A 4,291-nucleotide genomic window follows, 5' to 3' on the forward strand; every position below is an offset into this window, starting at 1 on the left:
CCTCCTCCCTTCGCCTCGTTCTGCAATTCGCCGGTGCGCAGGGCCTCTGTCAAGGATCCCCAGAAGCCATAGAGCCGGGCATTTGCCATCTCCAGGATACCGCCGATATAGGATGGCTTGGCTCGATCGAGAAAGATCTCCGTGTCTGCGGTGTTGCTATAGATGCCGTTTTCGCGCTCCAGCAACTTGAGAGCCACCAACGCATCGAGAAAGTCTCGGGCTGATCGCTGATGCAGCGCAAGTTTACTTTGAAGCGTCGGCAGGTCGGCCGGCGCATTCGCCAAAGTGCTAAATACGCCTAGTTCGACAGCACTCAGGAGCGTTTTGGATGCCCAAAAGCTCATACCAACCTGCATGATATGTTCCGGTGTTGCTGTGCTCACGACTTGATCCTCCAATTGGCTGTCACCTGGTACACCAGGTGGTGGCGGGGTGCCGCTACGGTGTCATTTCAACAGCGGTAAAGCAATTACCGTCATAGGATTCGGCGCGGCAACGGCGAAACTGAGCGAAAGGTTCGCATGGCTGTCGCCGCAACCCCGTTTGCCCTCAGCAGTTATTAATCGTTCGTTTCTATGATCATTCAAATGCAGAAATGCGTTTCAACGGGTTTTTGCCGGATCTGTGTCAGTGTCCACCACGAAGGGTTGAATAGCGACGCTATAGAGGACTGCTGAGATGTTCTTTCTGATCAGGTTTGCGATCAAGTTCTGCTTCTGGATGTTGCTGATCTCCTTGTTCATTCCCGTGAACTCGAAAGATCAGCCGCAGGGAGGTGTCCAGCCCGGCCCGATCGAGGCGTTACTGGCTGCGCAGGAGACGATCAGCGATCTCAGCGATTTCTGCACCCGCAAGCCACAGGCGTGCGAAACGGGCAAGGCCGCACTCTCCAATGCCGGCGTCCGCGCAGGCGAGGTCGCGAAGGTCGGCTATGAGTATCTCGATGCGCGCATGGGCGAGAATTCGAAGAAACCCGGCACGCAAAACGCCGAGACGGAATCCGGCCAGGGAGATGCCATAAAGGCGAAACTGCGTGAAATGGCCTTGCGCGAAATTCTCGATGCCGCCACCCGCCAGCGCGAACAGGCGAACGAGGTCGACGACAAGACCCAGACCGGCACCGTCTCCCGCAAGTAACCCCGGTTTTTTTGATTAAAACGGTGACGTTAGCCTTCCAAATCACTATATATGCCTGAAAGGGAAGTGATGCATGGCACAGACAATTGACGATATTTTTGCTGATTTCGACTTTCTCGATGACTGGGAAGACCGCTATCGCTATGTCATTGACCTCGGCCGCGACTTGAAGCCTTACCMGGAAGAGGCGCGGGATGCCGCTCACAAGGTCAGGGGCTGCGTTAGCCAGGTGTGGCTGAAGAGCACGCTTAACAGTGACACCGATCCTGTCATCGAGTTCGTCGGCGATTCCGACGCGCATATCGTGCGCGGTCTCGTCGCCATCATGATGGTGCTCTATTCCGGTAAACGCGCTTCCGAGATCATGGCGATCAACCCCGAAGCCATATTGAAGAAACTCGGCCTCGACGAACATCTGACGCCGCAGCGCTCCAACGGCCTGCGCGCCATGATCGGTCGTATCCGCGGCGAAGCCCAGAATGCGCTCGCCCCCGCCGAGGTCACGCAACACTAGTTTCGAACCTCTGGCCGGTAATCCTCCGTGCCCCAGTGAATAATCCGCATTTTTCTTCGTGCAAGCGCCGGCGGATGATAGTGCCGGTCGAGTACCGCCAGAGCAGTCTTCAGGATCAGTTTTGCCGATCGCACCGGCCATTGCCGTTCGCGCTCAACAGTCTCCAGCCCTTTCAAAAAGCAGCAAACGTCGATCAGCGCGCCGGACAGTTCAGGTCCGACCGCCTCCAACGGCCGCTCGACACGCTGACGCGCCGCGAGTGCCGCATCGGTGATCTCCAGCACACCATTGGCGCGTGAACCGGACCCGGTTACATCCCAGTTGACGCCGATCGAGGGCACGAGATTGCCAAGCGTAAAATCCGATCGCAGCCGCTCGCCCGCCTTGAACGCCTCATCGTCGATCAGCGGCAGGCCCTTTGTATCCTTGCGATTGCGCAGCATCGCCAGCGGCGACTCCGCGTCATTGCTGCGCACCCGCATTGACCCGCTCTCATCGGCAATGGCAATTGTCACATCGCTCCGATGCTGCCCGGCGTAAGGGTCGTTTGTGCATTCGAGACGGCGAAGCCTGCTGCGCCCCGCATCGCTGATCGATATCTTGCCTTTGCTCAAAGCCCCGAGACCTTGGCTCAGCGCGAACTTCACAACGTTTGGTGTCGCGGAAATCGTGCCATGGGCGCTGCTTTCCAGCACCAGCTTGTCAAAACTTTGCGTCTCGACGATTTCGGCGGCGCCTTTGGCAATAAAACGCTGCAGCCGAGCAATCTCCTTGTTGGCCGGCTCCATCATGCGCGCAGCCTCCCGCTTTCCACATATGCTACCCGAATGATATTTTCGATCGTCTGGATGATCCGGTCGAATTCCAGATCCTCGCGCATGTCTTCGACCAGATGGCAGGCATGATTGACCGTGCTGCGATCGCGGCCGAAGGCGCGCCCCACCTCGCTCATGGTCAGTGCCAGTGTGACATGCGCCACATACATGCCGACCTGCCGCACCCTTGCCACTGAACGTTCGCAGCGGGAATGAGAACGCAGATCCCGGCCGCTCACATTGAAAAAAGCCGACAGAATATCAAGGACTCCGTCGCATAGCTGAAAAAGGCGCTCATCGACCGGCGCTTCCTCATCGACGACCATCAGCGCAGGCCGCTTGAAACGGCATCGTCTCGGCTTCAGCTGTCGGTGATAGCCCGGGCTTCGGCTCCGGAGCGGATCAGACGGGGCAAACTCGAAGACATTCTCACTCCGCTTTGATTATAGGAATATCTTCTTATATCGAAGCGGACAAGGGCGTGGATAAGTTTTCCCGCGCCCTCTTGTTAACCACCGGTTATCAATAGCTTTTTTGTTTTACTATCGATTTTTATAGGACTCTTATCCTGCATCGTCGGTGTCTGGCCATACTGCATCTATCCCTCAACAAGGAATGGACGCATGTGGGCAATCGATTGGACCAAACAACGGAGCGCGTTTATCGCGGCAAAGGACAAGCATGCCAGCGAGGCGCGGCAGCGCCTGGCTTTGCAGATATTCTGCAACGCCGATCTGGATGGATTGATCGCGCAGGATGATGAGTCAAAGTCTCAAATGTGCAGGCGGCTGAAGCGCCTGATCGAGCGTGAGCGCCTCAAAGGCGTTAAAGGCCACTGGAGTTACGATCTCAATCGCCACATTGGATTGAAGCAGGCGCTCGATACATTGAAGTCATCGATGCGGGAAGACGCAGTCAGTCAATGATCGTCACCGGAGATGATACCCGCAAACGCGAAACGGCGCCTCTCGGCGCCGCTTCGTCGTTATATCATGGACCTGCTAAGCGGTCTCTTGCGCTTGCACCCAAGATGCCGGACCACCGGAAACGCGTAAAACCCGCGCGTCAGATGTGCATCAGGGTTGGCAGAGGTCTTTAAGCGGCCTTCTTGCGCTTGCGACCCAGGCCCATATTCTTTGCCAGGCGCGAACGGGCTGCTGCATAATTCGGAGCGACCATCGGATAGGAAGGATCGAGGTCCCACTTCTCACGATACTGTTCAGGGGTCAGGTTGTAGTGCGTCATCAGATGGCGCTTCAACGACTTGAACTTTTTGCCGTCTTCGAGGCAGACAATAAAATCATCCGCGACAGACTTTTTCGGATTGATGGCTGGCTTGGGTTTTTCCTGGATGGCAGTTACGGCTTCCAGACCACCGCCAACCCGGCCAAGGGCTGCATGAACATCAGAGATGAGACCGGGCAGATCGCCGGCCGGCACTGAGTTGTTGCTCACATAAGCAGCAACCAATTCCGCTGTGAGTTCCAGCAGCACGTCACTACCAGTTGTGTTTGAATTGTCGAACGTGGTCATCTAAGTCCAATTCCTTCGTCTAATTTGAAATCTGGATAGGTAGATTAAAATCACCAATATAAAGTCGATAACAGGCGAAGTCTCCTACGCCATTGGTAACAATCTATTMCGGATTTCGTTGAAAATGTCAAATCAATACTTTGCCTACGAAAGAAATATTTCAAATAATCCCCAAGGTAGAGATTAACCGTAAGCAGTAGGAGATAGACCCAAGAAAGCCGGAACCTGAATGCCCACGCAGTAACAAAAATGCGTATGCAAAAGGATTTGCGCCATACCACTAAGACAAAAA

At 55.3% G+C, this 4,291-nt stretch carries 7 protein-coding genes; 3 read left to right on the forward strand and 4 right to left on the reverse strand.

Annotated features, from left to right (window positions below):
* A partial coding sequence (locus ACXJ5O_RS20085; RefSeq protein WP_457301439.1) for a methyltransferase family protein occupies positions 1-356 on the reverse strand: 356 nt, incomplete at its 3' end.
* Positions 357-678: 322 nt separating this feature from the next.
* Here ACXJ5O_RS20085 and ACXJ5O_RS20090 point away from each other — a divergent pair.
* Positions 679-1,137, forward strand: a complete 459-nt coding sequence (locus tag ACXJ5O_RS20090) for a DUF5330 domain-containing protein (protein ID WP_457301434.1) — start codon at positions 679-681, stop codon at positions 1,135-1,137.
* A 73-nt stretch (positions 1,138-1,210) separates the two neighbouring features.
* Positions 1,211-1,651: a SufE family protein gene (locus ACXJ5O_RS20095; protein ID WP_457301435.1), complete on the forward strand. Its 441-nt coding sequence runs from the start codon at positions 1,211-1,213 to the stop codon at positions 1,649-1,651.
* Here ACXJ5O_RS20095 and ACXJ5O_RS20100 read toward each other — a convergent pair.
* Complete coding sequence (locus ACXJ5O_RS20100; protein ID WP_457301436.1) at positions 1,648-2,442, reverse strand: DUF6456 domain-containing protein; 795 nt, start codon at positions 2,440-2,442, stop codon at positions 1,648-1,650. The genes ACXJ5O_RS20095 and ACXJ5O_RS20100 overlap by 4 nt on opposite strands.
* Complete coding sequence (locus tag ACXJ5O_RS20105; RefSeq protein WP_457301437.1) at positions 2,439-2,792, reverse strand: helix-turn-helix domain-containing protein; 354 nt, start codon at positions 2,790-2,792, stop codon at positions 2,439-2,441. Before ACXJ5O_RS20105 ends, ACXJ5O_RS20100 begins: the two co-directional genes overlap by 4 nt.
* 297 nt (positions 2,793-3,089) lie before the next feature.
* Between ACXJ5O_RS20105 and ACXJ5O_RS20110 the strand changes: the two genes are divergently transcribed.
* A complete protein-coding gene (locus ACXJ5O_RS20110) occupies positions 3,090-3,392 on the forward strand; it encodes a cytoplasmic protein (protein WP_457301438.1) in 303 nt (100 codons plus the stop codon).
* Positions 3,393-3,561: 169 nt separating this feature from the next.
* Here the strand turns inward: ACXJ5O_RS20110 and ACXJ5O_RS20115 are convergent, their stop codons facing one another.
* Positions 3,562-3,999, reverse strand: coding sequence for a MucR family transcriptional regulator (locus tag ACXJ5O_RS20115; RefSeq protein WP_112527519.1), 438 nt, complete (start codon positions 3,997-3,999; stop codon positions 3,562-3,564).
* Positions 4,000-4,291 lie beyond the last annotated feature (292 nt).

The sequence above is a fragment of the Phyllobacterium sp. P5_D12 genome, from assembly GCF_054049495.1.

Bases quoted from the DNA above. Each gene is read 5' to 3' on its own strand.
- ACXJ5O_RS20090 (WP_457301434.1), top strand. From the start codon at position 679: ATGTTCTTTCTGATCAGGTTTGCGATCAAGTTCTGCTTCTGGATGTTG.
- ACXJ5O_RS20100 (WP_457301436.1), bottom strand. From the start codon at position 2,442: ATGATGGAGCCGGCCAACAAGGAGATTGCTCGGCTGCAGCGTTTTATT.
- ACXJ5O_RS20105 (WP_457301437.1), bottom strand. From the start codon at position 2,792: ATGGTCGTCGATGAGGAAGCGCCGGTCGATGAGCGCCTTTTTCAGCTA.
- ACXJ5O_RS20110 (WP_457301438.1), top strand. From the start codon at position 3,090: ATGTGGGCAATCGATTGGACCAAACAACGGAGCGCGTTTATCGCGGCA.
- ACXJ5O_RS20115 (WP_112527519.1), bottom strand. From the start codon at position 3,999: ATGACCACGTTCGACAATTCAAACACAACTGGTAGTGACGTGCTGCTG.